Source organism: Dyadobacter sp. CY347 (assembly GCF_021502655.1).
In the GTDB taxonomy this organism is placed as follows: domain Bacteria; phylum Bacteroidota; class Bacteroidia; order Cytophagales; family Spirosomataceae; genus Dyadobacter.
Map to the genome: position 1 here is coordinate 121715 of NZ_JAKFFT010000001.1, position 26124 is coordinate 147838.

19 protein-coding genes and 1 tRNA gene are annotated in these 26124 nt (G+C 46.1%); 10 read left to right on the forward strand and 10 right to left on the reverse strand.

The genetic code is table 11. The annotated features are described in order from the left end of the window. Nucleotides 1-1458, reverse strand: coding sequence for a hypothetical protein (locus L0659_RS00510; protein WP_235123554.1), 1458 nt, complete (start codon nucleotides 1456-1458; stop codon nucleotides 1-3). 123 nt (nucleotides 1459-1581) lie between these two features. On the opposite strand from L0659_RS00510, the gene L0659_RS00515 reads away from it, so the two are divergent. Beyond that, a complete protein-coding gene (locus L0659_RS00515; RefSeq protein WP_235123555.1) occupies nucleotides 1582-4563 on the forward strand; it encodes an FAD-binding and (Fe-S)-binding domain-containing protein in 2982 nt (993 codons plus the stop codon). A gap of 14 nt (nucleotides 4564-4577) precedes the next feature. Here the strand turns inward: L0659_RS00515 and L0659_RS00520 are convergent, their stop codons facing one another. Beyond that, nucleotides 4578-4826, reverse strand: coding sequence for a YrdB family protein (locus L0659_RS00520; protein WP_235123556.1), 249 nt, complete (start codon nucleotides 4824-4826; stop codon nucleotides 4578-4580). 212 nt (nucleotides 4827-5038) lie between these two features. On the opposite strand from L0659_RS00520, the gene L0659_RS00525 reads away from it, so the two are divergent. The 5 genes from L0659_RS00525 to L0659_RS00545 all read left to right on the forward strand — a co-directional run bounded on the left by L0659_RS00525 (nucleotide 5039) and on the right by L0659_RS00545 (nucleotide 10778). Continuing rightward, nucleotides 5039-5779, forward strand: coding sequence for a hypothetical protein (locus tag L0659_RS00525; RefSeq protein ID WP_235123557.1), 741 nt, complete (start codon nucleotides 5039-5041; stop codon nucleotides 5777-5779). A 127-nt stretch (nucleotides 5780-5906) separates the two neighbouring features. Next, a complete protein-coding gene (thrA, locus tag L0659_RS00530; RefSeq protein WP_235123558.1) occupies nucleotides 5907-8363 on the forward strand; it encodes a bifunctional aspartate kinase/homoserine dehydrogenase I in 2457 nt (818 codons plus the stop codon). Between the two features lie 18 nt (nucleotides 8364-8381). Beyond that, nucleotides 8382-9311: a homoserine kinase gene (locus L0659_RS00535; RefSeq protein WP_235123559.1), complete on the forward strand. Its 930-nt coding sequence runs from the start codon at nucleotides 8382-8384 to the stop codon at nucleotides 9309-9311. Nucleotides 9312-9430: 119 nt separating this feature from the next. Next, a complete protein-coding gene (locus L0659_RS00540; RefSeq protein WP_235123560.1) occupies nucleotides 9431-9757 on the forward strand; it encodes an iron-sulfur cluster assembly accessory protein in 327 nt (108 codons plus the stop codon). Between the two features lie 124 nt (nucleotides 9758-9881). Continuing rightward, entirely contained in the window at nucleotides 9882-10778 is an 897-nt protein-coding gene (locus L0659_RS00545) for a sugar phosphate nucleotidyltransferase (RefSeq protein ID WP_235123561.1), read from the forward strand. 83 nt (nucleotides 10779-10861) lie between these two features. Here L0659_RS00545 and L0659_RS00550 read toward each other — a convergent pair whose 3' ends face one another. The 5 genes from L0659_RS00550 to modA form a co-directional block, all read right to left on the reverse strand. Next, the gene (locus L0659_RS00550; RefSeq protein WP_235123562.1) at nucleotides 10862-14944 is read right to left on the reverse strand and encodes an FG-GAP-like repeat-containing protein; all 4083 of its coding nucleotides are present in this window, start codon (nucleotides 14942-14944) and stop codon (nucleotides 10862-10864) included. 195 nt (nucleotides 14945-15139) lie between these two features. Beyond that, nucleotides 15140-15817, reverse strand: coding sequence for an SGNH/GDSL hydrolase family protein (locus L0659_RS00555; protein ID WP_235123563.1), 678 nt, complete (start codon nucleotides 15815-15817; stop codon nucleotides 15140-15142). A gap of 75 nt (nucleotides 15818-15892) precedes the next feature. Further along, nucleotides 15893-16786 carry a sulfate/molybdate ABC transporter ATP-binding protein gene (locus tag L0659_RS00560; protein WP_235123564.1) on the reverse strand — a complete coding sequence of 298 codons (894 nt, stop codon included), beginning with the start codon at nucleotides 16784-16786 and terminating at the stop codon, nucleotides 15893-15895. Then, nucleotides 16767-17441, reverse strand: coding sequence for a molybdate ABC transporter permease subunit (gene modB, locus L0659_RS00565; protein ID WP_235123565.1), 675 nt, complete (start codon nucleotides 17439-17441; stop codon nucleotides 16767-16769). The genes L0659_RS00560 and modB overlap by 20 nt, the downstream gene beginning before the upstream one ends. A gap of 63 nt (nucleotides 17442-17504) precedes the next feature. Further along, nucleotides 17505-18257 (reverse strand): molybdate ABC transporter substrate-binding protein, encoded by a 753-nt coding sequence (gene modA, locus L0659_RS00570; protein WP_235123566.1) that lies wholly within the window; start codon nucleotides 18255-18257, stop codon nucleotides 17505-17507. A gap of 140 nt (nucleotides 18258-18397) precedes the next feature. Between modA and L0659_RS00575 the strand changes: the two genes are divergently transcribed. From L0659_RS00575 to L0659_RS00585, 3 genes are all read left to right on the forward strand, one after another. Continuing rightward, nucleotides 18398-19555, forward strand: a complete 1158-nt coding sequence (locus L0659_RS00575) for a pyridoxal phosphate-dependent aminotransferase (protein ID WP_235123567.1) — start codon at nucleotides 18398-18400, stop codon at nucleotides 19553-19555. A 37-nt stretch (nucleotides 19556-19592) separates the two neighbouring features. Beyond that, nucleotides 19593-20450 carry a prephenate dehydrogenase gene (locus L0659_RS00580; RefSeq protein ID WP_235123568.1) on the forward strand — a complete coding sequence of 286 codons (858 nt, stop codon included), beginning with the start codon at nucleotides 19593-19595 and terminating at the stop codon, nucleotides 20448-20450. 166 nt (nucleotides 20451-20616) lie between these two features. Next, a complete protein-coding gene (locus tag L0659_RS00585) occupies nucleotides 20617-21393 on the forward strand; it encodes a murein L,D-transpeptidase catalytic domain family protein (protein WP_235123569.1) in 777 nt (258 codons plus the stop codon). Here L0659_RS00585 and L0659_RS00590 read toward each other — a convergent pair. The 3 genes from L0659_RS00590 to hflX form a co-directional block, all read right to left on the reverse strand. Beyond that, nucleotides 21351-22547: a L,D-transpeptidase family protein gene (locus L0659_RS00590; RefSeq protein ID WP_235123570.1), complete on the reverse strand. Its 1197-nt coding sequence runs from the start codon at nucleotides 22545-22547 to the stop codon at nucleotides 21351-21353. The two genes, L0659_RS00585 and L0659_RS00590, sit on opposite strands and share 43 nt — an antisense overlap. A gap of 329 nt (nucleotides 22548-22876) precedes the next feature. After that, nucleotides 22877-22948 (reverse strand) — tRNA-Arg (locus L0659_RS00595). A gap of 183 nt (nucleotides 22949-23131) precedes the next feature. Further along, nucleotides 23132-24367, reverse strand: a complete 1236-nt coding sequence (gene hflX / locus L0659_RS00600) for a GTPase HflX (protein ID WP_235123571.1) — start codon at nucleotides 24365-24367, stop codon at nucleotides 23132-23134. A 330-nt stretch (nucleotides 24368-24697) separates the two neighbouring features. Here hflX and L0659_RS00605 point away from each other — a divergent pair, with 330 nt between their 5' ends. Continuing rightward, nucleotides 24698-26083 carry an MATE family efflux transporter gene (locus tag L0659_RS00605; RefSeq protein ID WP_235123572.1) on the forward strand — a complete coding sequence of 462 codons (1386 nt, stop codon included), beginning with the start codon at nucleotides 24698-24700 and terminating at the stop codon, nucleotides 26081-26083. Nucleotides 26084-26124 lie beyond the last annotated feature (41 nt).

Genomic DNA, 26124 nt, shown 5'->3' on the forward strand with positions numbered 1-26124 from the left:
TTAGCGAGCTACTTTATCTAATTCGGCTGCCAGGGTTTTGTTATCAGGGAATTCCTGCGGGATCCAGCGGTTTACGATTTTGCCGGATGCATCTGTAACCAGGAATGGATAGCGGATATCGATCGCATATTTTTCCTTCAGGATTTCGATGTTGTCGTCAGAAGCCCAAAGGTGCTTCGCATTCGGTCTGTCCTTCGCATACTGCTTCCAGGTGCCGAACGGGATCCCAGGTGCAACGGAAACATAAACGAATGTTGCTTTCTCACCTAATTTGTCTTCCAATGCCTTCATACCAGGCTCATGCTGGCCAATGCTGAATGAAAATACCATACAAACAGGCTTTCCTGTAAGCGAAGACACCGTAACCGCAGTGCTATCCACATTCAATAAGGTCACATCTGCAAGCGCAGCGCCCGGCTGCAATGTTTCTTTCGTTGCTATAAGCTTTGAAATGTATTCTGAATTTGGTGATTGCGGGAATGTTGCTTTATAATCTTCCAAAAGCGCCTTGCTGGTTTCAATGCCAGGAATGGCCGTAGCGGCGTAGTTGAGCCAGTAAGTCAATAAATATTCTTTTTGTTTGGGATAATTGGCCAGCTTTTCCTTGCTGAATGCATACACATCCTTCAATGCTTCCGGACTGATCTCATATCTCGATTCGGACGCCAACGGGAATTTTCTGGTCGCAGGAATCAATGCCCAGTTCCGGAGCTCATCGCGATACGACTGGCTTAGTAATGCTTCGTCGGACATGATTTTGAAATCGGCCAATGTAACTTCTTCAAGTTCCTTCCGTTGCGCATCGTCCAGCTTCATAACGCGGTTGCCCCGCATAATTTTTTCCTGGATTAAACGCCTCATTAAGGAAGGCTCCGTTGCCGTTGTGGCCAGCACATAGGCCTCAAAACCTGGAACAACCGGATTGGCTGCCTTAAATTTTGCAAAACCATCCAAACGTGCTTTCTCCAAGCTATCGCTCTGTTGGACAACGGCTTTATTATCAATTTGCGATGGTTTATAACCGAATACAGGTAAATACTGAAACTGGTTTTCGAGGAAATAATTTTTCAGGAATGTCTGATAATTGGCATTCTTTCCTGAGAATGTTACGTCACCATTATCGGCGAATGCAATGGTCAGATCGTCGCCCGGCTGGACAAACAGCATCCAGGTTTTATTCACGCTTCCGCCGCCATATTGCAGGCGCATCATGCGTGGTTCCGGCAGTTGGATTACCGCTTTTTCAGTCGTTTTATCTTTAAAATCAGTTGATGCGACGGGTTCCAGTTTTACATCGGCAAGGCCAATGCCCAGATTGGGGTGGAAGTGAACATCTTCCTGAACCAAAGTTACGGTTACGGGGCCTTGTTTTGAGTTAGTGAGCGTTATAGTGGCAGTATTTTGGGCTTTTACCAATATGCTGGTAAATAATAGTATCAGTAGTGTTACTTTTTTCATTTTGTGTATAATAAGATTTTGAGGTCACTTTCCAAGTGTAAAAAGTGTGCCAATATACGTAAGATCGTGCGGCATTTGCCCCGTACTTCCTTTAACTTAGCTTCTTAATTCCTGATTCTCCGAATGAGCCTTGTTTCAATCTTACAATTCAATGACCTCCGTTCCCGGTTTGAAGGGGAGCTTTATTTTGACAATTCAACATTGCATGCGGCCCAAAAGTCCATCTATGCAACGGACGCTTCCGTTTACCAGGAAATGCCGCTGGCCGTCGCTTTGCCGCGAACGGTGCAAGATACTCGCAGCCTGATTGAATTTGCAGTGAAAAATAAAGTAACGCTCATTCCACGCGCAGCCGGCACATCGCTGGCCGGACAAGTGGTCGGAAGCGGGATCGTAGTGGATATTTCAAAGCATTTTGGAAAGATAATTGAGGTAAATGAAGCTGAAAAGTGGGTTCGGGTGCAGCCCGGCGTGATCCGGGACGATCTCAACAAGCATTTGGCACAGTATGGCCTCCTTTTTGGGCCGGAAACGTCCACTGCAAGCCGTGCTATGATCGGTGGAATGATCGGTAATAATTCATGCGGTTTGCATTCGATCACCTGGGGAGCGACGCGGGATCATTTGCTGGAAGTGAAAGCATTGCTTTCGGATGGCTCGGAAACGACATTTACTAACCAGTCTGTTTCTGATTTTACGAATGTTATCATCGGCAAAAAGGCCAACAGCCCGAGGGAACAGTCCATTCTTGCAGGAATGATGGGGCTGGTTTCCAATCCTGTGGATCAGGAATTGATCAAAAAGCAATTTGCCAAACCAACCGTAACACGCAGAAATTCAGGTTATGCATTGGATGCATTGGTTAGGGGCTTCGAAAAGAATGAAATCAATCTCTGTAACCTGATTGCGGGTTCAGAGGGAACATTATGCTTTGTTACTGAGGCGAAACTGGCTTTGGTGGATGCGCCGCCAGCCTCCGTGGGCGTCGTTTGCGTTCATGCCGACTCGCTCGCCGAATCGCTGCATGCGAACCGCGTGGCCATGCAGTTCGATCCAAAAGCCTCGGAGCTTGTGGACCGCTATATCATGGATTTTACCAAAGACCACACCGTTTATTCACAGAACAGGTTCTTCATGCAAGGCGATCCTGCGGCTTTGTTGCTGGTCGAATTTTGGGGAAATACAAATGCAGAGGTTGAATTTCAGGCGGCTCGGCTCGTTGATGCGCTCAAAGCAGAAAACCTGGGTTATGCCTATCCGCTTTTGTTTGGAGAAGATGCAAATAAGGCTTGGGACATCAGAAAGGCCGGTTTAGGTCTGATCCGAAACTTGCCGGGAGACACGCAGCCCGTTAACCTGATCGAAGACTGCGCTGTGGCAGTGGAAGATCTACCGGAATACATTGCTGAACTGGAAATCCTCCTGAAAAATCATGGCTTGCATGCGTCCTATTATGCGCATGCCGGTGCGGGGGAATTGCACGTAGAGCCAATGATCAATCTAAAAACGGAAGCAGGCAAGCAGCTTTTCAGGCAGGTTTTGGCGGATACGGCTGTATTAGTAAAAAAATACAACGGTTCGCTGTCCGGAGAACATGGCGACGGGCGGTTAAGGGGTGAATTTATTCCTTATATGATGGGCAGCGAGGTGTATGAAATGTTCCGGCAAGTGAAGCGTATTTGGGATCCTGATGGGATTTTTAATGCCAATAAAATCGTCGATACGCCGCCGATGAACGAATTCCTGCGCTATGAGCAGGATAAGCCGCAGCCTGAAATCAAGACAATTTTTGATTTTTCAAAACAGGAAGGAATGCTTCGCCTGGCCGAAAAATGCAGTGGTTCAGGAGATTGCAGGAAAACAGAATTGACCGGCGGCACCATGTGCCCCAGTTATATGGCAACCCGCAGGGAACGCGATACAACTCGCGCACGCGCCAACATTCTGAGGCAATATCTGACGCCTGTAAATAACAAGCAATATAATGGTGCGGCACCCGTCGGTGCGGCACCCGTTGGTGCGACACAAGAGATGGTGAAGGAAGTGCTGGACCTTTGTCTGTCGTGCAAAGGCTGCAAGTCAGAATGTCCATCCAGTGTTGATGTAGGCAAGATGAAAGCGGAATTTACGCAGCAATATTACGAGACGCACGGAATTCCGATGCGGAGCAAGCTGATCGCCAATTTTTCTAAACAAATGAAACTGGCTTCTATCGCTCCCTGGGCGTTTAATGGTGTTTTTGCAACCCCTTCACTGAGAAAAATAGCCAATAAGATGGTCGGTTTTCATCCCGAACGTTCCATGCCGCACCTGCATGCGGAGACATTGGAAAAGTGGTGGAAAAAAAGGCCGAAGTCTAAACCAGGCAATGCCCGCAAGGTTTATTTGTTCTGTGACGAATTTACAAATTATAATGATGTAGAGGTCGGTAAGAAAGCAATTGAGCTGTTAGAAGCGATTGGTTATGAAGTGGTTATTCCAAAACACGACGAATCCGGCCGTTCTTATTTGTCCAAAGGTTTTGTAAAGGAAGCGCAAAAACTGGCCATTAAAAATGTGGCCCAACTAAAAGACCTGATCACCTATGAAACGCCGCTAATCGGCATCGAGCCATCTGCAATTCTGTCATTCAGGGATGAATACATTGATCTGGTTCCGGCGGAGCAGCGGGAAGACGCTGTGAGGATATCGGAGCATGCATTGCTTTTTGAAGAATTCATCGCTCGGGAAATTGATGCGAAAAGGCTTAATAAGAGTGTATTTACACAAAAAAAGCAACTGATCAAGTTGCATGGGCATTGTCATCAAAAAGCATTATCCACATTATCTGCTTCTAAAAAAGCATTGTCGCTTCCGGAAAATTATCATGTTCAGCTTATTCCCTCGGGATGTTGCGGGATGGCAGGATCATTCGGTTATGAAGAGGAACATTATGCAGTCTCGATGCAAATCGGTGAGCTTGTGCTTTTTCCAACCGTCCGCCAGCAGCCTGATGAAGTGTTGGTTGCTGCTGCCGGAACCAGTTGCCGCCATCAGATAAAAGACGGAACAGGACGTCGTTCCCAACATCCTGCCGAAATTTTATGGGATGCACTTGTTAAATAGTATCCTCAGGAGTCCTACTTGTTATCGCGGACGCTTTCCATAATGGTGTCTGCATTGGTTTTAGAGTCCGTTGCAATCGTGTCTGTATTTTGCGTGGCAGTTTCGGTTGCGTTTTCAGACTCGGTGAAATTTTCGTTGTGGTTAAAAAATCCACCCCAAAATGCGATTGCCATCAATACAATTCCGACACCCAAAATCCATTTCCATACATTCTTGGTATTTTTCGTTGCTTTGGCTTCCTTATCAGTTTCTCGCCTGTCCATGGTTCAATGATTTAGTTTGAAAATATCAGTACCAAAGTTGTACCAACCCCTCAAAAATGGATTTTAAAGCCATTTATATAACATTGTGTTGATAAAATTTCCCCAAACAAAGTCATTTGTTAAAAATGTAATAAAACTGGTATGTTTGATGTTAGTTTAAATGAAAAATAGATACTCAGACAACGAACTTATTACAATACTCAGCCATTTTTATGAAAATTTCCCTCAATTACTTTGCTTCTCTGATTGTACTTTTCTTATTATGCAGCATGGAGAGCCAGGCGCAGAACACCCGGAGTTTTTTCTCAATTGCAGGTGGATATAGCTTGCCGGTGGGGGAACTTGCACGTGAAAAGCTCGACGATCCATTTGCAGGATTAACGGGCTCAGGCGTTTTTGGGCAGGCTAACTATGATTTCCGGATTGCGCGCTGGATTGGGCTCCGGGCCTCGGGAAGTATGAACATTAACAGGACGAATTCCCAGCCTATTTTGGACAAAGCCAATAGCTATGCAACATTCCTGAATGAGCGGTTCACTTGGCAAAGTGATGTTTCAAACTGGAAACTGAATGCCTTAATGATTGGCCCGGCTTTGTACATTAACATGAATAGGGTGCAGCTCGAACTTCACGCACAAGCGGGGAAAGTCTGGGCAAATTCGCCAACGGTTGATCTTATAGGAACCTCAGAACTGGGCGGGGAGCCGATCACTGTGAACCTGAAACCGGCTTCAACCACTGCTTTCGGGCTTGCTGGCGGTGCAAGTTTGCGCCTGCCGTTATCGGGAGCCTTGTTTTTTCAGCTCAGTGCGGATGTGATCGGTGCAGAGGCGGAAATTAATGATGTTACTATTCGCGCCGTTCGCGGGTCGTTTGATTTTTCTGAAAAGGTCAGCGAAAAACGTTTCATAGGCGTTGTGAATGTGGGTGCGGGCTTTGGGGTAGCGTTCTAAATCGCTTACGTATATCTCATTTCGGGGTGTAGTTGAAGTATAGGGCGTCTGAATTGTTATATTTGCACCGGTTCAAACCCGGTGGCAGCGAACTATTGATCATCTGCGTATTCGAATATAGCTTTAAATGAAGGTTCTTAAATTTGGCGGCACCTCTGTCGGTTCGGTAGACAGCATTAAAACAGTAATCAGTATCCTTGAAAAAAACCTGGCAGAAGGGGAGCGTATTGCGGTCGTTTTTTCTGCCATGGGCGGTGTTACCAACAGGCTGATCGAGATCGGTAAAATGGCTGCGGCAGGAAATCCTGAATATATGGAATTCCTGAAAGTGGTCGAAGAAAGGCACTTTGCAGTAGTACGCGGGCTGATCCCGGTTAAGAACCAAAGCAGCACATTTGCAGCAGTAAGGGGACTTTTTAATGAACTGGAAGATATATTAAGAGGCGTTTCCTGGATCAAAGAGCTTTCCGAACGTACACTCGACCTGATCATGAGCTTCGGCGAACGTCTATCCACACTGGTGATCACCGAAATCCTGAAAAGCAAAGGCATAACAGCCGAATTCTGCGACGCCCGGCAGATCATTCATACCAATGCCACCTACGGAATGGGCGATGTGAACTTTGAGATCACAAACCGCCAGATCCTCGAATATTTTGCTAAAACATCCGCTTTACAATGTGTAACGGGCTTTATTGCCTCTACAGCGGAGGGCGTTACGACTACATTGGGACGTGGTGGTTCCGATTATACAGCTTCCATCATTGCCGCAGCATTGGATGCCAATTCCATCGAAATATGGACGGACGTGGACGGCATGATGACCGCCGACCCGCGTAAGGTTGCTAATGCATTTACCATTCCTTCCATATCTTATTCGGAGGCCATGGAGCTTTCTCATTTCGGTGCGAAGGTCATTTACCCTCCAAGTTTGCAGCCAGCATTTGCCAAGAATATTACATTGAAAGTGTTGAACACATTCAATGTTGATTTTGAAGGGACTTATGTGCAAAAAGCCGCGAATGGAAAAGATTACGCAATAACCGGGATTTCGTCGATTGACGAGATTGCTTTGGTAAACATTCAGGGAAGCGGAATGATAGGCGTTGCAGGGATTTCCGGACGACTTTTTACAGCGCTCTCCAACAATGCAATCAGCGTAATCCTGATCTCACAGGCATCGTCCGAACATTCGATCTGTTTTTCCATTGATCCAAAAAATGCGCAGCGCGCAACGGAAGTTCTTGAAAGAGAGTTTGCAACAGAAATTTCATTGGGTCATATCGACAGCATTGCCATTGAAAAAAGCCTGTCCATCATCGCCATTGTGGGAGAAGGAATGAAAAAAAGCACGGGTGTCTCCGGGAAGCTTTTTTCTGTTTTAGGTAAAAATGGTATCAATGTTGTGGCCACCGCGCAGGGCTCTTCGGAGCTGAATATTTCTGTGGTAATCGCCAAAAGTGACCTTTCCAAAGCACTTAATGCCATCCACGGCGTGTTTTTCCAATCAGAAACGCGCTCGCTTAATTTGTTTATTGTAGGAATGGGATTGATCGGCGGGACTTTATTAAACCAGATCAAAAACCAGACAAAATATTTAAGAGAAGAAAAATTATTAAACCTGAACATAGCAGGTTTGACCAATACAAAAAAAATGCTGCTTGACCCGGATGGGATCAGCCCGGAGAACTGGCGTGATCGCGTGATGGATGAGGGCGTGAAAACGAGTCTGCCTGCATTCGTGCAACGCATGATCGAGCTCAACTTGCCAAACAGCGTTTTTGTGGACTGCACGTCGGACAAGGACATTGTTCAGTATTATCATATGTTGCTGGATGCAAGCATCTCCGTGGTGACGCCTAACAAGGTGGCCAATTCCGGCACTTACTCGGAGTATGTTTCGTTGCAGCGGACCGCATTGCAGCGGGGGGTTAAGTTTTTGTATGAGACCAATGTAGGCGCAGGTTTGCCGATCATTAACACCATTCAGGGCTTAATGGCCAGCGGCGACAAGTTTCTGAAAATCGAGGCGATCCTTTCGGGAACGCTATCTTACATTTTCAACAATTTTGGTCCGGGAATACGTTTCGCGGATGTGGTTAGGGAAGCCAAAGTTAAAGGTTTTACAGAACCCGATCCGCGTGAAGATTTGAGCGGAGCGGATGTGGGCCGTAAGATATTAATTCTTGCAAGGGAAGTAGGTGTGCCGTTGGAAGCCGAGGAAATTACCATCAAAGCCATTCTGCCAGGAAACTGCCTGAACGCGCCCACGGTAGACGCCTTTTTCCAGGAGCTCGAAATCTCAGACAATTTCTTCGCAAGCATGCAGGCGGCGGCAGAAGCAAAGCAGGAAAAGCTGCGTTTCATCGCTACACTGGAAAACGGAAAAGCCAGCATTGAGCTCAAAACCGTTGACGCCCAGCATCCATTTTATACATTATCAGGAAGCGACAACATCGTTTCCTTCACCACCGAACGTTACAAAGACCGCCCGCTCGTCATCAAAGGCCCGGGCGCCGGCGCCGAAGTAACCGCCTCCGGCGTATTTGCGGATATCATGAGTATTAGTAGTTATTTAGGGTAAGCAAAACAATCATTTACAGTGAATTCAATAAGAGCTTTTGCGCCGGCTACGGTGGCTAATGTTGCGTGTGGTTTTGATATTTTTGGGTTTGCTATTGAGGCGCCGGGGGATGTGGTGGAGATCAGGAAGCGGGACGAGCCGGGCGTTGTGATCACTGAAATTACGGGAGATGAGGGCCGGTTGCCGCGTAATGCTGAAAAAAATGCAGTAACGGTTGTTATGCTGCATTTATTGAAACATTTGGGCATCAAAGACTTTGGTTGTGAGGTTGTTTTGCACAAAAATATGCCCTTAGGCAGCGGAATGGGTTCCAGCGCAGCAAGCGCCGTGGCGGGTGTTGTAGCTATGAATGAATTGCTTGGTAACCCGTTAACGCGCCAGGAATTGCTACCTTTTGCGATGGAAGGTGAAAAAATTGCTTCCGGTTCGGCGCATGCGGATAATGTCGGGCCGTCGCTTTTGGGCGGTTTTGTGGTGATCAGAAGTTATAATCCGCTGGACATTTTTACGATTCCAATCCCGGACGACTTATACTGCACATTGGTTCACCCTGATATTGAGATTAATACAAAAGATGCGCGTTTTATTCTCCGTAACGAAGTTTCGCTCAAAAACACAATTGCACAAATGGGCAACGTTGCCGGGCTGGTGGCTGGTTTGATGAAATCGGATTATGAGTTGATCGGGAGGTCTATGGTCGATGTCATTATTGAGCCGGTGAGGTCTATCCTGATCCCTGAATTCAAAGAAGTTAAAAAAGCGGCCATTGCAAACGGAGCATTGGGATGCAGCATTTCGGGGTCGGGACCATCCATGTTTGCTTTGAGTAAAGGAAAGGCGCATGCCGAAATTGCCGGACTGGCCATGCAGCAGAAATTTGCAGATGTCGGAATTGAGGCCAGCATGCATGTTTCTGCCATCAATAAAAATGGCGCAACCATCTTATAACGTTTCCAAAACCCGATCAAAGGCAGATTGCCAGATTTGAAAAGAACTCTGAGAAATTAGTGAACTTTATTATTTGTTTCAGACGTTAAATATTCACGAATACAAAACTTAGAAATAGCATGGTTACTGTAAGTGATACCGCCAAAGATAAAATTGTTGAGCTCCGCAATGCTGACGGGCATATTGAGGATTATCAGATCCGCGTTGGTGTTTTGGGAGGAGGCTGTTCGGGCTTGACGTATAATCTGGAATTCAACTCCGAAACCAAGCCTACTGACATGGTTTTTGAGGATAAAGGGGTCAAAATTATAGTGGATAAAAAGAGCATTCTTTACCTGGCCGGGACAGTACTTGATTTCTCGGATGGCTTAAATGGGAAAGGCTTTCAATTTGTAAACCCCAATGCAACGCGCACCTGTGGATGCGGCGAAAGCTTTGCGGTATAACAATATTCTTAAAATATTTTATTTTCAAAACGCGCTCCGAAAATTCCGGGCGCGTTTTTTTTTAGTCCTGAATGGCCTTAATTTGCCGCTTCAAGAAGCAGACATACACATTAAAACAATTTGAATGAAACCAACTCTTTTGATTTTAGCTGCCGGGATTGGCAGCCGTTACGGAGGCATCAAGCAGCTAGACCAGTTTGGGCCAAATGGGGAGACAATCATCGATTATTCACTATATGACGCAATTCGCAGCGGTTTTGGTAAAGTAGTTTTTATCGTTCGGCAGGAAATTAAAGACAGTGCGGAAGCGATTTTTGCGCCAAAACTGAAAGGTAAAATTGATTACGATTTCGCTATTCAGGGGATTCAGTCATATGTTCCTGAGGATTTGGGGAGAGTGGAACGCGTAAAACCGTGGGGAACCGGACATGCCACATTATGCGCCTGGCCACAGACCGAAACACCCTTTGCAGTAATCAATGCAGATGATTTTTACGGTCGCGATGCTTTCGCCACCATGGCCGATTTCCTGACCAACGACACCAATGACAAGCAGCACGCCATGATCGGTTATGAGCTGAAACGCACATTATCCGAAAATGGCACCGTTTCCCGCGGCATTTGCGTAGAAAGGGCTGATCACAACCTTGAATCGGTTGTGGAACGCACCAAAATTTTCGAAGAAGGCAGAACAATTTATTTCGAAGAAAATGATATCAAAACAGAAGTGGCACCGGAAACCCCCGTTTCCATGAACTTCTGGGGTTTCAAACCAGGCATGTTCCCGATCACGAAAGACTTGTTTGAAACATATGCAAGGGAGAATATCAACACCCCCAAAGCCGAGTTTTACATCCCGACCGTTATGACCCACATCATCAAAAACGGCCTGGGCGACTGCCGCGTCTTCCGCATCGCCTCCGACTGGTTCGGCGTCACTTACCCGGAAGACAAGCCGCTGGTTCAGGCTTCGCTGCATGCGTTGCACGAGTCGGGGGTTTATCCTGAGAAGCTCTGGTAATTTAGTTTTTGACCAGTTTGATAAGCAAAAAAGACCTCTTTGAAGGTCTTTATTGCTTATATACATTTGACAGAAATCTCTATTTAGTTCTTGATAGCAACTTTTTGAGAAGTCTGGGAGCCATCTTTTCGGCTGATAACAAGAATGTAAATTCCAGGCTCAATGCCCCTAACATTCATACTGTTTTTGACCGATTTGATAATAAGCTTGCCATTTGCTGTGAAGAGCTGCAGATGACTTATCGCATCAGGATTCTTTGTGTCAATAAATAGTTGCTCAGAGACCGGATTGGGATAAATGCGAACATCAGCATCTCTGGATAACTCGGAAAATGCCATTTTTCTTTTCACCGTCTCCGACATATCATCCACCACATCCTCCGGCGCAGGAGCACTGCTATTGCCTAGAAGATAGGCCGGCAAGTAACGCCAAGGACCATAAAGCTGACCAGTCAAAGCCAACGCAGGATCATACTTCACCCGAACCCGGACTTTCGTAGAAGGTCCCTGCTTAGCAATAACACTCTTCAACTCAGTCCCAGTCAGCCCCAGACTCGCATAAGCATTCTGAGAACCAGATGACATCGTGCTATTCGTAATCACATTATTAGCCCCCTTCGAAAACCCCTGCCCCTTAGCCTTCGTCTCCCAAACCATTTTCCCCTTATTTTTCCCGAGAAATGACTTTGCATAAAGCCCGGCACCAAAGTCATTTTTTGCTTTTTGGGTTTGGTTGATGGGGGTTGTGAGGTTGGAGTTGTAGAGGCGGAGGTTGTTTTGGAGGTTTTTGTTGCCTGCGTTTCCGTAGCATACGTATACGGATCCCTTATACCTTGGAGCCCCAATAAGCACGTCAGCAAAACCGTCACCATTGATATCACCCGCACCGGCTGCTTTTCCAAAGTAGCTATCTAATTGCCCAGGTGGGCTTTTTAGGATATTGCCTGCAACTGAACCCGTCGAAATTCCAAATTTTGAACCATACCAGATATATGTAGCTCCATCAAAATTTAGGTCTTCTATATCTCCGGGAGCCCCAACGACAATTTCGCCATAGCCATCCCCATTGATATCGCCCCCAGCGCTCACTGTCCAACCCATTAGGGAATTTATTTTGTTGCTTTCTAAAATCTCGGGTTTCGTAATAATTCCATTTAGCGAACCATAAAATAAAAAGACAGCACCTTCCTTTGTTTCCCCATTAGTATAATGTGGTGCGCCAGCAATAATATCGCCGAATCCATCCCCATTAACATCCCCAGCCGACGAAATCGGGCTACCCATCCTCATTGAATCAACATTACTTTGAAGAATAGCGGAAGGTGACGCATTTATACCTAGTATGGAGCCATAATAGACGTAAACTGCACCTTCATACTCCTCTCCTTCGGAAAAGAAAGAATTCCCCAATACAAGATCTGCGAAGCCATCTCCATTTATGTCACCTGCGTAACTAACAGCGCTTCCAAAATACATACCATTATCAGCCCCGTCAATAATGACATTTGGTACTAACCCAATGCCATTTGTAGATCCGTGAAAAATCAAAACTCTACCTTCGTAATTGTTGTCTACATCCCCAGCATCATAGCCAAAAGAACCGACAACAACATCACCAAATCCATCACCATTAAGATCCCCCGCTTCGGAAACTGAAAATCCCAACCATTCTTCGTGCTGCTGTCCATAATAAATTGAATTTGCCACAGTACTTATTCCTTGAGCCGACCCATGAAAGATGAAAAACGCACCTACATCCTCCTCAGCTTTATCATAGAAATCCGCGCCGACGACTACATCATGGTAACCGTCTCCATTTACATCTCCTGCTCCTGACACGGAAAATCCAAAATTAGCTCCGGCTTGGTTGACTTCAAGTAAAACTGAGGCTGAACTTAAACCTGATAATGAGCCAAAATAGATAAAGGCTGCTCCTTCGTACGGCTGACCATTATCGAATTGATTGGATCCTACGATGATGTCTTCAAAGCCATCCCCGTTTAAATCTCCTGCGCTTGACAAGGAATAACCAAACCAGCCTTTGTCTTTCTTTCCTTGAATAGCCGCTGCCGCAACAGCTGAAATCCCATCAGCCATCCCCAACCAAACAAACGCCGCCCCCTCATCCACCTGCCCCTTATCATACAGTATCGCCCCAACCAGCACATCACTATAACCATCCCCATTCACATCCCCCGCGCTGCTGACGTTGCTGCCAAATTGGGCGCCGGCTTGGTTGCCTTCTAATGTTGATACAGGTGTCGCTGATAGACCCGTTGCTGACCCTTGGTAAATGAATCCAGCACCTTCATTGTTTTGGCCATTATCATAAAACATGGCACCAACGATCACGTCTGCGTAGCCGTCGCCATTTACATCACCTGCGCTGGCTACCGAGTAGCCCATTTGCGCTTCGGCCTGGTTCTTTTCCAGGACAATGGCTGCGGCAATATTTACACCTTGTGCCGAACCATAATGGACAAATGCAGCACCTTCATTGGTTTGCCCTTTGTCATACATGCTGGCCCCGACAATAATGTCGCTATAACCATCACCATTTACATCGCCCGCGGAAGCCACTGAATGTCCTAGGTATGCATTGGACTGATTACTTTCGAGCACCATTGCCACAGCGCCGGAGCTAATGCCTAATGCTGAGCCGTGGTAAATGAAAACTGCGCCTTCGTCAGGTTGTCCCTTGTCAAATAAGCGGGCCCCTACCAGGATATCACTGTAACCGTCACCGTTTACGTCTCCCGCCCCGGTGGCGCAGAAGCCGAACATGGCATTGGGCTGGTTTTGTTCGATGAGCACTGGGGTTGTATTCAGCCCGGCTGCCGAGCCGTGGTAGACAAACACAACCCCTTCCTTGGACTGTCCATTGCTGTATGCCCTGGCGCTGACGACCACATCGCTGTAACCATCGCCATTGACATCCCCGGCCAGGCCGACGGCATTGCCCATGTTTGCTTCCGGCTGGTTGCTTTCCAGCACAAGCGATGCTGCCTTGCTGACGCCTTGCGCTGAACCATAATAGACAAATGCAGCGCCCTCATTGTTTTGCCCATTTTTAAACATATGTGCGCCAATGATAATGTCGCTGAAACCGTCCTTGTTAATGTCGCCGGCAGAAGACACGAACGCGCCGAAGCGTGCGTCTTTCTGGTCGGCTTCCAGAATAACAGGCGCTGCTGTGTTGATGCCCGAAGCGCTTCCATTGTAGAGAAAAACCACCCCTTCATTCGATTCACCATTGTCATACATGGATGCAGCAACCATTACATCGCTATAACCATCGCCATTCACATCGCCCGCACTGGCCACAACGCCGCCCATCCAGGCATTCAACTGGTTGCTCTCAACCATTGCATTGGCATTGGCCGGGTTCCCATTCACTACAATGGGATCAATGGTTACCGGGTAAGCGGCTTGCCGGACATTGACACTCAGCATGACCAGGCCATCTTCGTATTCCAGTGAAGCTGGCAGCGTCTTACCGTCTGCATCCCAGCATTTAATGTCTTTGTAAATTAGACTGCTCGTAACCTGGCCTTTCTTATTTTCAGAATAAAATTGCAGCTCATTATTTTGAAGGTCTTTAACTTTTAAACCCTTCGCCGACAGCCTTACCTGCAATTCCTTAGTGGCTTTTGGTGCAGCCTTTATGATGAAGTTCTGACGGACGCCTTCTTCATTATTGACAAATTCTTCTGTGAAGCCCTTATGCTTAATTTGAAGCTTGTTATCTGCGTGGTCAAATGCTGCTTCAGGCTGTGGCGAGAGGAGTTTTTTGCCATCCGCATAAATGCCTTCGTTGGTCAGCTTTAAGGAAAAGTTATAGCCTGCCGAATCGACACGGTTGTTAACAGTCAGCTGGCCTGGCTTGTAGTAAGCCCTCAGGCCCTGCTTACGGTTCGGGCTTTGCAGTGTTTTCTTTTCATCATCATAGGAAATATTGTATTCCCGTTTGGCCAGGCTTTGCTGGATGCTGCCTATGGTGCTGTCGTGGACGACGCTTTTTTTATTTTGAACATTTATCCCTTTAACTGCGCCATGCCGGTCCGGGATGTGTTTGCCGGATGCTTGCTCCTTTATTTTCACTATATAGGCCGCAGCCAATAGTAGAAAGACAATCCCGTAAATGCCTCTTTTGTAATGCTGTTTCATGGTCTGAATTTTAGGGTTATTAAAGTTTTGTAGAATGGCATGGAGCCATTTGGACAAATCTTAATATTTGACAAATTCAGATCACTAAGCAATGAATAAACGGTTACCTGGATTGACCAGGCGGTAAAAAAAATTGGCTGACAAAATTTTGTCAGCCAATGTAAGAAGTCAATAAATGATATGAAGAGTATGCAATCACTTCTGAACCAACGCCTCCATCATCCGCTCCGCCAGAAACTTATTCCCTTCATCAGTCAAATGCACTCTATCTGATGTTAAAATGCCTTTTTCCTTATTTTCAGGATTGTTTTGGGCCAGATAATCCTGGAAGGATTTTCTCAAATCACACAGCTGTAAGCTGTTGCGGGTTGCTATTTCGCGGATGAGTTTGGAATATTGGTTCAGGTCGCCGTCCTGGGGGTTGGAAGCGTCATTTCTTTCGCCGATAACCGTTGGCGTACAAACGATTACGCGGATATTTTGGGCTTTCAATTTTTTGATCAAAGCTTCGTAGAACTTTACATATTTGTCTGGGTCGGTTCCGGTTCCTGAGGATGTTTTGTGCCATACGTCGTTGATTCCCACGTAAATGAAAACTATATCCGGTTTCTTGGAAAGTACGTCGTCTTCAAGCCTCAAATAAAGGTCATACACCTTATTTCCGCCGATTCCGGCTCCCATGAGCTCATATTGGCTGTCCTGACCTTTGGATTTGAGCATTTCGGTCATTTTAGTAATGTAGCCTGTCGGGCCTACGCCGGCCTGTGTAATGGAATCTCCAAAAAATACGACGCGCAACGGCTTGTCCTGGCGCATGGCGATGAGGGGCAGCACAAAAATGGCAACCTGCAAAAATTTAAAAATGACCCGCATATAAAATCGATAAAATGGTTTTTGGGGAAAAAGACCGGCTCCTTTTAAAATTACCCGTAGCAGCATTTGGATTCTTTAATGCCTGATCAGCATTACACGCGCAGAATCCATCGGGTAATGCAATGTAAATGTGTTACCCGGGATCATTTCAGGGGCAAGATCCAGCGGTAATGTGAGTTGGCGGACCTTATTTTCGACCAATGCGCTTACCAAAAGCTGATCGGCATGCCTTACGCAGCTCAGCACTTCACCAAAAATTACAAAATCGCCGGTATGTGATGGCTCATTGGCGTAAACTTCCGCTGGCGTGCCTTGACGGGCAATTTTGCCGTTTTCAATGATCGCAACCTGGTCGGCCAGCCGGAATATTTCGCCTATGTCGTGCGTGACGATGATCATGGTGAGCTGATGTTGCCGGTGGAATTTTAGCAGCATATCCTGCAAATGATAGCGCATGTCATAATCCAGCGCTGCAAATGGCTCATCAAGCAACATTAAGGCGGGTTTTCTAACCATTGCGCGGGCCAATGCAACGCGTTGCTGCTGACCGCCGGAAAGTTGATTGGGCTTACGGTTTGCGAGATTGGAAAGTTCTGTGGCTTTTAGTAATTCACCAACAATGTTCTTCTCGCGTCCCTTTTTTAGTCCAAAAAGCAAATTCTCTTCAACTGTCAAATGTGGAAACAATGCATAATCCTGGAAAACAAAACCGATTTTCCTGAGCTGTGGAGACATCATTTTTTGCTCAGCACTTGCAAACCAGACTTCGCTGCCGAATGCTATTTTGCCGTTTTCCGGGGTCAATAATCCGGCGATTTGTCTTAATAATGTTGTTTTTCCCGCTCCGGAGGGGCCTGTAATCGCTAATATTTGTCCTTTTGGAAGCGACAATTCTATTTCCATCGGCATTTTGCCCTGGACCGTTTGCAAAGTATGCTTGATATGGACTTCAAGAAGGCTGTCGGACACGGAGCAGGCGGTTGTTAATAGAGTAGACCAACAGCAAAATAACGAATGTAATCGCAAAAAGCACCATTGCATAATCATTCGCGGCACCATAATTCAGCGCTTCCACCTCATTGTAAATGGCCACAGACGCTACTTTTGTAACGCCGGGAATGTTGCCGCCGATCATGAGCACAACGCCAAATTCGCCGACCGTATGCGCAAATGTGATCACAAATGCGGTTAGTATGGCCGGTTTGCAATTTGGCAAAAGCACTTTAAAGAATGTCTCCCACTCATTTTTGCCTAATGTATAGGATGCCTCACGCAAGGATGCCGGAAGCGATTGCAGGCCTGCGCGAATGGGATAGACCATAAAGGGTAAACTGTATAAAACAGAGGCGATTACCAGTCCGGGAAAGCTGAAAACCAGCCGTAACCCGAACAAACTCTCAATCCACGCGCCGAACCAGTAGGAGGGACTGAATGCCAGAAGCAGGTAAAATCCAATCACAGACGGCGGCAGCACAAGCGGCATGCCAATCAGCGATTCAATGATCCCACGCCCTTTGAACTTCCCAAAAGCCAGCCAGTAGGCCAATGGCAATGCAAGCATCAGCAAGATTACCGATGTGATCGTTGCCAGTTTGAATGTCAGCCAGAGGGGTTCGAGGTTCAATTTTAATTTTGAATGACCGGGTCGCCGGTGCGATGAATGACTGAATGAGCGAATGATTGAATGTTATTTATAGCCGTATTTCTGAAAAATGGCCTTTGCTTTTTGTGAGTAAAGAAATTTATAAAACTGCTCGCTGGTTTCTTTTTTGGGAGAATCATCGCTGTGATTCAGTAAGATAGCGGCTTGTTCTATGGGCTTGTAAGCTGTTGAATCCAGGATAATGTAGTTGCCCTGATCTTTCATTTCAGGCGAAAGGACGATGGATAGTGCATTAAAACCGGCTTCAACATTGCCGGATGTGATGTATTGCGCAGTTTGAGCGATGCTTTCTCCGAAAACGAGTTTCTTTTCTATTTTTTCAAACACTTTTCTTGACCTAAGAACCTGAATAGCAGCTTCTCCATAAGGCGCCGTTTCCGGGTTAGGAATGGCGATTTTCTTTACCTTATCGTTTGCAAGTGAGTCAATGTTCAGGTCGGCTTTCGGAATGTCTTTGGACCATAAAACCAATGTCCCTAATGCATAAATCTTTGGTTTTTCTGCCGAACCGCCGTTTTTGAAGATCTCCTGCGGGTATTTTGTATCTGCTGAAACAAAGACATCAAATGGTGCGCCTTCACGGATCTGCGTGGTGAGCTTGCCGGAGGAGCCAACGACAATGTCAATTTCTTTGCCTGTTTCTTTTTCGAATTCTGCCTTGATTTCCTTCATCACATATTGCACATTGGCCGCGGTGGCAATCACAATTTTATCCGAAGGTTTGGAGCAACCCGCCAGAAACACCGATAAAAACAGAAAAAAACGCTGAATGTTCATGTCGCAATTTAATGTATAAACCCCAAATGACCATTGCTTCCCATTGCGTTAAAAATCGTAAATTGCGCGCCATTTCGAGCGCAGGTTCTGAAATTACAGTCGGACAGCCGACTTTTTGAAGTGTAATTAATAACAATGTAATGATTATAGAAACTGCCCAGCGCACCAAGCAGACTTCCGAATACTACTTTTCGGTGAAGCTCGCAGAGGTGCGCAAATTGATTGCAGAAGGCCACGATGTCATTAATATGGGGATTGGAAACCCGGATATGATGCCTTCAACTGAAACATTAACAGCCTTGTCAGAAGCAGCCCAGAAGCCGCAAGCGCATGGTTATCAGCCTTATGTGGGAACGCCTGCATATCGGAACGCAATCGCAGATTTCTATTATCATACTTACGACGTTAAACTCGATCCTGCAACGGAAATCCTGCCATTAATTGGCTCAAAAGAAGGCATTACACACATTTCCCTGACTTTTCTGGATCCGGGTGACGAAGTGCTGGTGCCTGAACTGGGTTATCCAGCTTACCGTGCTGTTAGTCAGATGGTTGGTGCTGTTGTGAAGGAATATCCTTTACGTGAAGATTTTGGCTGGCAGCCGGATTGGCGTGCTATGGAAGCTTTGGTAACACCCAAAACCAAAATTATGTGGCTAAACTATCCGCATATGCCCACGGGAGCGCCTGCAACGCGCGAACTTTTCGAAGAAGCGGTTGCATTTGCAACGAAGCACAAGATTTTGCTTTGTCATGACAATCCTTATAGTTTGGTTTTAAATAAAAAAGCGCCGATCAGCTTATTGTCCATTGAAGGGGCAAAGGAAGTTGCTATTGAGCTTAATTCCATGAGTAAGTCGCATAACATGGCGGGCTGGCGAATGGGTTGGCTATCAGCATCTAAGCCTTACATTAATGCGGTGCTGACGATCAAAAGCAATGTGGATTCGGGTATGTTCTGGGCGATGCAGGAAGCGGCTGTGGCGGCTTTGCATAATTCAGACGAGTGGCATCAGGAGCGTAATGCTGTATATCAAGGCCGTTTGGAGGCTGCTGAGGCTATTTTGGAGACAATTGGCTGTACGTGGGACCGCAATCAGGAAGGAATGTTCCTGTGGGGCAAATTACCGGATTCTGTGCAGTCGGCTGAATCGCTGGTGAATAGTCTTTTGGTTGAAAAAGATGTGTTCATTGCACCCGGCTTTATCTTCGGCCCGAAAGGACAGCGTTACATCCGCTTATCACTTTGTATGCCAAAAGAGCGTATCTGGCAAGCAGTTGACCGGATAAAGGCCTAATCCTCAGTTTATTGGTGTTTATTTATTTTGAATTGAAATGATACTTAGTATAATAGGAGTAGGCTTGCTGGGCGGATCTTTCGCTTTAAGCCTGCGTGAAAAATACCCGAATGTAAAGTTTGTAGGCGTTGATAATTCTTTGGTTAACCAAAAAATTGCATTGGCCAAAGGCATTGTCGATGAGATCGTTACGCTTGATGTTGCGTTGCAGATTTCTGAACTGAATGTGCTGGCAACCCCTGTCGACGCTATTAACAAGCTTTTGCCTTACATGCTTGACCATTTGCCAGAAGGACGGACTATCATGGATCTTGGCTCTACAAAAGAGGCGATTTGCCAGATTGCGGATGCGCATGCGAAACGCGCGCAATTCGTTGCCGTGCATCCTATGGCGGGAACCGAGAATTCCGGCCCGGGCGCTGCATTTAAAGAGTTGCTTACGGATAAGTACGTCATTATTTGTGATAAGGATAAAAGCAATGCTGAGTCACTCGGACTGGTTGAAACTTTCCTGCGCGATGTTGGCATGAAGATCTACTATATGCAGCCGACAGAACATGATTTGCACTTGGCTTACGTGTCACATTTAAGCCATATCAGCTCTTTTGCACTCGGTTTGACGGTTTTGGACAAAGAAAAAGATGAGAAAGCGATTTTTGCAATGGCAAGCACCGGCTTTTCATCCACGGTACGGCTTGCCAAAAGCTCACCGCAAATGTGGGCGCCCATTTTTGATCAGAACAAAACCAACGTGTCAAAAGCATTGGGTGACTACATTGAGCTGCTGAAAAAGTTTAAGGATGCCATTGATCAGCATGATCTGGAAACAAGTCTGGACTTCATGAGTAAGGCAAATGACATCAGACGGGTTTTAGCCGGAATTGAGAAAAAATAAAAAATATAAGTTTTTTAACTTATTGAAAGACAGCTAATTATGAGCTGTTTTTCTTTTTTTAGGAACCATTAACATTGCCCGGGCTGTTAAACATGCACCCTTCAAGGGATTAATTTACCTCCTCTCTCAATCGATAATATTAGATTTTCCAATAAAACGATTAGAAATGACAAAAGCTCAGGCAGTATTAGTAGCAGTAATGATTGCGCTTAGTGTTTCCTTCGGGTTCCAAAAATTTGATTCACTTACCGATTCTACAACTTCCAGTTCAATAAAAGTTAAGTCTGATTCCGTTGCCAGGCCGCAATGGGCGAGTCTTTATGACTCCTTAGGCTTGAAAAAACAAGGGCTTTCGGAAGCGGCGTTTTACTATGCCTGGTATGGTTTCCAGAAAATGAACTTGGCTAACCCAATCCTGGCGATCGCTGATTTCAGCCAGTCTTCACGTAATAAGAGGCTTTATGTGATTGATCTGATCAAAAGAAAAGTGTTGCTTAATACATATGTTGCCCACGGCAGAAATTCCGGTGATGAGTTTGCAAAGCGTTTTTCAAATGATAATTCTTCTTTTCAGTCTAGCTTAGGTTTTTATAAGACATTAGGGACTTATAATGGTAAGCATGGTCTGTCTCTGCGGCTTGAAGGCCTGGAAAAAGGCATTAACGACCGCGCTTTGGAAAGGGCGATCGTTATGCACGGAGCGGATTATGTGAGTGAGTCTTTTATCAAAAATACAGGGAGACTGGGCAGAAGCCTGGGTTGTCCGGCCGTATCGATTCTAGATTCCAAGAAATTGATCACTATGCTTTGCAATGGCGCAGGATTATTTATCTATTCTGGTGACCAGCAGTATGTTAAGATTTCTCCGCTTTTATCGGGGCTGAAACTTGATAAATTGGATCACACTTTTGGCGATCCTTTTTTATACACATCTTCAAAGTAAAGCAAATCCCCTTTTTCATTACAATCCGCACCCAGATAGAGCAGGAATACAGGAATTCTTGCTTTTAATTTGTGCCATTTCGGAGGCGTCGAAACCGTATCCGGCTCGGTCATGAAATCGTTGTCAAGCAGCTTGGTGCCAGCCATGTAGTTGGCGAGGTCCGTCGGTTGCTGCACGCGCACACAGCCATGGCTTCTCCATCTAGAATTGCTTTTGAACAGATATCTTGCATTGGTGTCGTGCAGGTAAATTGCCAGCGGATTCTTGATCTCCACTTTCAGTAAGCCCAGCGAGTTATCCTCACCCGTTTCCTGGCGGAACCGATAAGGGAATTTTTCAGCCGTAAGTTCTTCCCAATCAATTTCTTCCGGGTTTACAGCCTGGCCTTTGTTGTCAATTATTTCAATTCTGTTTCTGGATAAATATTCTGGATCGCTCGCCGCCTTCGGGAACATTTCTTTAATCGCAATGCTCTTTGGCACATTCCAGTAAGGGTGTGTCACAATGCTTGTAGCGTACGTATCCATCGTGGGCGTCTGCGTATCGCTTTTTCCAACCACCGTCCGCATACGGAGCACATTCTGCCCGGCTGAATCCATTGCAGTAAGGTAAGCGCCTCTAATGTTCACCATAACAACTCGCGGTGCGCCCTTGGACTGTCTTTTGATCCAACGATAAGCATTCAACGTTTCAGCGACAACTGCCGCGCTATCTTGTTTATTTTCTTTCACTAACCTTGCGTAATGCACTTTAAGGTTATTATAAACTGGATAAACAGGCTCTAATTTTGCCATCACCTTCTCTACCGACTCACCTTTCACGAGCTCTTCCGCAACTTCCCGAAGAAGCGTTGTATCAGCTTTAATTTTCTTTTCTGTGTAGCGCAGGTCGGGTTTATGCCCAAATCCGGCCTCTTCAAGTAGTGCAAAAACGGGTGCTTTTTCGCCTGTTGCAGCGAATTTTTCCACATTTATACCAGCAGCTTTACTGATTTCCAGCAACTTACTGTAGTGTTTCTCCGCACTTAAATGGCTTTCCAGTTCTTCCCTGGACATTTCCTTGGGATTTTTCTTACAAGACTGAAGAATGGCAAGCGTAAATAGAATAACGAGAGGAACGTATCGGGTGCGGCCCAAGCCTGAAAGCATTTGCATTGTGTTGTATTTTGGTTAATACTGACTATACAATTGCCATGCTAAGAATTACAGATGCCTTGAACTATAAAAAGTCCAACGATTTGCGGATTTAAGTGATGTTTTTCTGTGTTGAGTAGTATTCATGATTTACTGCTTGGGGAAATTAAGAAACAACAGCCGGTGACAAATTGGGCGTAAAAAAGCCAGACATAAGCATGGCTTTTCGTAACCGCGACGGGAATCGGTCGAACGCGACCCCGGACCCATATCTAGAGTTTAGGCTGGGGTCGCATTCGACAACTCCTATTCTATCAACAAAAAAAAGCCAGACATAAGCCTGGCTTTCGTGACCACGACGGGAATCGAACCCATATCTAGAGTTTAGGAAACTCCTATTCTATCCGTTGAACTACGCAGTCTTGCATTGCTACTAGTTGTGACCGCGACGGGAAACGAATTCGAGCGTGAACCCGGCCATATCTAGAGTTTAGTTGGAGTCGCATTCGACAAACTCCTATCGGGCGGCGATCCGCTCTATCCGTTGAACTACGCAGTCGAATTGGGGTGCAAAACTGGCAAAAAATCATTTGAATTACAAATGATTATTCCTCCGCTTCTACTGCAGTGTATCCCAAATCGAGCCAGTTTGGATAAATTGAGAAGTGTTTTTCCTTTACCATGGAAAACAATGTGTTCCTCAATTCCTCGATATTTTCCTTCTTTTCAGCCGAAATAAACACCACGCGGTCTGCTTTGTCGGCGATGTAGCTCTTTTTCAGCTGCTCCAAAACACTTTCCGTCTGCTCAATTTCCTGACCCTCATCATTATCCGCATTGAATGTCGGGTTGTAAAGGTCGATTTTGTTGAAAACCAGAATGGTTGGCTTATTAGCAGCACCGATATCTTCCAATGTCTTGTTTACCACATCCAGATGCTCCTCAAACGAAGGATGCGAAATGTCGACCACATGAAGCAAAATATCCGCTTCCCGGACTTCATCCAAAGTTGATTTAAAGGATTCGATAAGCAGCGTAGGCAATTTGCGTATGAAACCGACAGTATCCGTCAGTAGAAACGGAATATTTTCCATATTCACCTTTCTTACGGTTGAATCAACCGTCGCAAACAGCTTATTTTCAGCAAAAACATCCGCTTTCGAAAGCCCGCGCATCAATGTCGATTTTCCAACATTGGTATAACCTACAATCGCAACCCGAACGAGCCGGTCTCTTTCTTTCCGGCGTGTAGTGCTCTGGCGGTCAACCTTTTCCAGTTTTTCTTTTAGGAAAGCGATCCGGTCTTTCACCAGACGTCTATCCGTTTCCAATTCCGTTTCACCAGGCCCGCGCATACCCACGCCAACACCGGATTGACGACTTAAGTGGGTCCATAAGCGCGTCAATCTTGGATACATATATTGATACTGCGCCAGCTCAACCTGTAATTTTGATTGCGCGGTTTGTGCCCGCATGGCAAAAATATCCAGGATCAGCAAGCTCCTGTCGATCACTTTAATGTCTTTGAAAACAGCTTCAAGGTTTCGTACCTGCGATGGCGTAAGATCATCATCATAAAGGATCATATCCACCGGATTCGCAGTTACATAAATCAGAATTTCTTCGAGCTTTCCTTTCCCGGTATAAGTGCGGATATCGGCTCTTTCCAGATTTTGTGTAAATGTTTTAACCGTCTCAACGCCTAATGTCGTAGCCAGAAAAGCAAGCTCGTCCAGATATTCTTTCGTCTTTTCGGCCGGTTGTTTTTGGGTGCTAACAGCCACTAGAACAGCAGTTTCCTGCTTTTCGGCTGTTGAGTATAACTTCTTTTTATCAATCATGCAGTGTTTTTTAATTGTATTTTTCTTCCCGTCGGGTGCATCAAGTTTAGACCAAAATTCACAGGAAAGGGTAGAAAGGCAACGGTTAAGCGCAAGCAAAAGTTCACCCCGCCCAAGCCGTGAAATTACACTTACATCTGAATTAATCCATTATTTTGTTTGAATAATAGAAAAACACTTTTGTATATTTGCCCAAATTCCTCGAAATATGTTGGTGATCATCCCCGGTTTACAATAACCACAAGTCTTTTCCTGGTCCGTCCACCGGACAGCTTTCCGTGACTTTCGCTAGTCACACATTTCTTACTATTATTTCAATTCATTTCATCCATGAAAAAGTGGTTTCAACTGCTTCGTCAGGCTATTCGTGGCTCCGAAGAAAGTTTTACCGAAGGAAGCATCAACCGCGCTATTTTTTTACTATCCGTCCCTATGATCCTGGAAATGGTCATGGAGTCGCTTTTTGCCGTCGTTGACATTTTTTTCGTTTCAAAAGTGAGTACAGAAGCCGTGGCGGTCGTCGGGCTTACTGAGTCTGTGATTACGTTGGTTTATTCTGTGGCCATTGGTCTCAGTACGGCAGCAACGGCTACCATTGCACGTCGCGTTGGCGAAGGTAATACGAATGGTGCCAGGCATGCCGTCGGGCAGGTCATTGTCATTTCGCTGGCTATTTCGGCTGTTACTGCAACAGTAGGAACCTGGTTTGCGAGTGACATTCTGCGCATGATGGGTGCAGATGCGAAGGTGATTGAGTTAGGGACTGATTTTGCGAGAATCCAGTTTCTCAGCAGCCCCGTCGTGATTTTGCTTTATTCCCTGAGCGGTGCCTTGCGCGGAGCGGGCGCTGCGGCGACGGCCATGCGGTCATTAATCGTTGCCAATTGCTTCAATATGGTCCTGGGGCCGCTGCTAATCTTCGGACTTGGGCCCTTACCCGAGCTGGGCGTCACAGGCGCAGCCCTTGCAACTGCATTAGGGCGCTCGATAGGTGTTGGTTATCAGTTATTTTCACTGACAAAAGCACAAAAGTCATTAGGCTTGCTATGGGCAGATCTGCGTCCTAATCCGGAAACAATTGCGGGCATCGTAAAAGTGGCGACAGGCGGCACCGTGCAGTTTTTGATCGGTTCTGCAAGCTGGATTTTCCTGACGCGTATCCTGTCCGAATTCGGGAGCGACGTGGTTGCGGGTTATACCATAGCCATCCGCGTGATCATGTTCACATTGCTGCCAGCCTGGGGCCTCGCCAATGCTGCCGCAACGCTTGTAGGACAGAATCTGGGCGCCGGTAAGCCCGATAGGGCGGAAAAATCTGTCTGGAAATGTGCTTCATATAACTTTATATTCCTGCTGGGCCTGGCTATTCTCATGTTTATAGGCGCTGAGGAAATTATTGGCTTATTCAGCCCCAATCCACAAGTGATTGACACGGGCAAAATGGCGTTGCGCGTGTTGTGCCTGGGTTACGCCGCCTATGCATACGGAATGGTCGTCATTCAGTCGCTGAATGGGGCAGGGGATACTAAAACGCCCACTGTCCTGAACCTGATCTGCTTCTGGGCGATTGAAATTCCCGTTGCGTATGTGCTTGCCGTTATGATGAATTTCGGCCCGATCGGTGTTTTTATCTCCGTTCCTTTTGCCGAATCTATCCTGGCATTGCTGGGAATCTGGCGGTTCCGGCTGGGTAAATGGAAGCTGGTGAAGGTTTGATAAACTGTCGGGGATGGTTTCATTCCATCCCCGTTCAGAAA